The sequence below is a fragment of the Thalassovita sp. ABM4_323 genome, from assembly GCF_056158665.1.
This window is the reverse complement of sequence record NZ_JBSWTS010000007.1, coordinates 1-2,500: the sequence shown is the minus strand read 5'-3', so window position 1 is coordinate 2,500 and position 2,500 is coordinate 1. Positions and strand designations below refer to the sequence as shown.

Genomic DNA, 2,500 nt, shown 5'->3' with positions numbered 1-2,500 from the left:
CATCGACTTGGTCTCACGTGCAAGCTTAAGCCGTTAGGTGTAGGCGCAGCGAAAGCGAGTTTTAATAGGGCGTCGAGTTCGTGGGATCAGACCCGAAACCGAGTGATCTAGGCATGACCAGGCTGAAGGTAAGGTAACACTTACTGGAGGGCCGAACCCACACCTGTTGAAAAAGGTCGGGATGAGTTGTGCCTAGGGGTGAAAGGCCAATCAAACTCGGAGATAGCTGGTTCTCCGCGAAATCTATTTAGGTAGAGCGTCATCCGAATACCCCGGGGGGTAGAGCACTGGATGGGTAATGGGGCCCCACAGGCTTACTGATCCTAACCAAACTCCGAATACCCGGGAGTACTAGATGGCAGACACACCACGGATGCTAACGTCCGTGGTGGAGAGGGAAACAACCCTGACCTCCAGCTAAGGCCCCTAATTCATGGCTAAGTGGGAAAGCAGGTGAGACGACCAAAACAACCAGGAGGTTGGCTTAGAAGCAGCCATCCTTTAAAGATAGCGTAACAGCTCACTGGTCTAAATAAGTTGTCTTGCGGCGAAGATGTAACGGGGCTCAAGCCATGAGCCGAAGCTGAGGATGCACATAGTGCATGGTAGCGGAGCGTAGTGTGACATAGCACTGATCTTTATTATCGCCAAAGGTCTTGGCGCAGGTAACTGTGCTCAAGTAGCCAAAGGCGGTAGCACAAGATCAAGTGCTTTCTGTGAAGCCGGGCTGTAAGGCATCCGGTGGAGAGATCACTAGTGAGAATGATGACATGAGTAGCGACAAACAGTGTGAGAGACACTGTCGCCGAAAGTCCAAGGGTTCCTGCTTAAAGCTAATCTGAGCAGGGTAAGCCGGCCCCTAAGGCGAGGCAGAAATGCGTAGTCGATGGGAACCAGGTTAATATTCCTGGGCCGTGGAGTGGTGACGGATCATGAAGGTAGTTCATCCTTATCGGATTGAATGGGCTGCTGATTGGTTCCTGGAAATAGCCCTCCTATCAGACCGTACCCTAAACCGACACAGGTGGACTGGTAGAGAATACCAAGGCGCTTGAGAGAACTATGTTGAAGGAACTCGGCAAAATACCTCCGTAAGTTCGCGAGAAGGAGGCCCGGTTTCTACGCAAGTATTGACTGGGGGCACAAACCAGGGGGTGGCGACTGTTTACTAAAAACACAGGGCTCTGCGAAGTCGCAAGACGACGTATAGGGTCTGACGCCTGCCCGGTGCTTGAAGGTTAAAAGGAGAGGTGAGAGCCTTGAATTGAAGCCCAAGTAAACGGCGGCCGTAACTATGACGGTCCTAAGGTAGCGAAATTCCTTGTCGGGTAAGTTCCGACCTGCACGAATGGCGTAACGACTTCCCCGCTGTCTCCAACATAAACTCAGCGAAATTGAATTGCCTGTCAAGATGCAGGCTTCCCGCGGTTAGACGGAAAGACCCCGTGCACCTTTACTACAGCTTCACACTGGCATCAGGCCAAGCATGTGCAGGATAGGTGGTGGGCTTTGAAACCAGAACGCCAGTTCTGGTGGAGCCTCCCTTGAGATACCACCCTTGCTTTGCTTGATGTCTAACCGCGGCCCATTATCTGGGTCCGGGACCCTGTGTGGCGGGTAGTTTGACTGGGGCGGTCGCCTCCTAAAGAGTAACGGAGGCGCGCGAAGGTTGGCTCAGAGCGGTCGGAAATCGCTCGTTGAGTGCAATGGCAGAAGCCAGCCTGACTGCAAGACTGACAAGTCGAGCAGAGTCGAAAGACGGCCATAGTGATCCGGTGGTCCCGAGTGGAAGGGCCATCGCTCAACGGATAAAAGGTACGCCGGGGATAACAGGCTGATACTGCCCAAGAGTCCATATCGACGGCAGTGTTTGGCACCTCGATGTCGGCTCATCTCATCCTGGGGCTGGAGCAGGTCCCAAGGGTACGGCTGTTCGCCGTTTAAAGAGGTACGTGAGCTGGGTTTAGAACGTCGTGAGACAGTTCGGTCCCTATCTGCCGTGGGTGTAGGATACTTGAGAGGAGTTGCCCCTAGTACGAGAGGACCGGGGTGAACGATCCACTGGTGTACCAGTTGTTCCGCCAGGAGCAGTGCTGGGTAGCTATGATCGGACAGGATAACCGCTGAAGGCATCTAAGCGGGAAGCCCCCCTCAAAACAAGGTATCCCTGAGGACCGTGGTAGACCACCACGTCGATAGGCCGGAGATGTAAGTGCAGTAATGCATTCAGTTGACCGGTACTAATGGTCCGATAGGCTTGATTTGATCCAGTAACAGCAAGACTGTTCAATCAAATCAAAAGCATACACAACACTAAGTACAGCGTACTGCCTTGGACACTTGGTTATTACTCGGTTTGGTGGTCATAGCAGAAGCAAAACACCCGATCCCTTCCCGAACTCGGAAGTTAAGTGCTCTAACGCCAATGGTACTGCATCTTAAGGTGTGGGAGAGTAGGTAACCGCCAAACCTAGCAATAACCAAGTAGATCTCTCTACTA

Annotated in this window: 2 rRNA genes (1 of these 2 cut by a window edge); both read left to right on the top strand. The window is 52.7% G+C overall.

The window, feature by feature from the left end:
• Positions 1-2,265: ribosomal RNA gene (locus tag ACXADQ_RS02250) — 23S ribosomal RNA — on the top strand (it extends 599 nt beyond the left edge of the window).
• A 90-nt stretch (positions 2,266-2,355) separates the two neighbouring features.
• A 5S ribosomal RNA gene (gene rrf / locus ACXADQ_RS02245) occupies positions 2,356-2,470 on the top strand.
• The last annotated feature ends 30 nt before the right edge of the window (positions 2,471-2,500 follow it).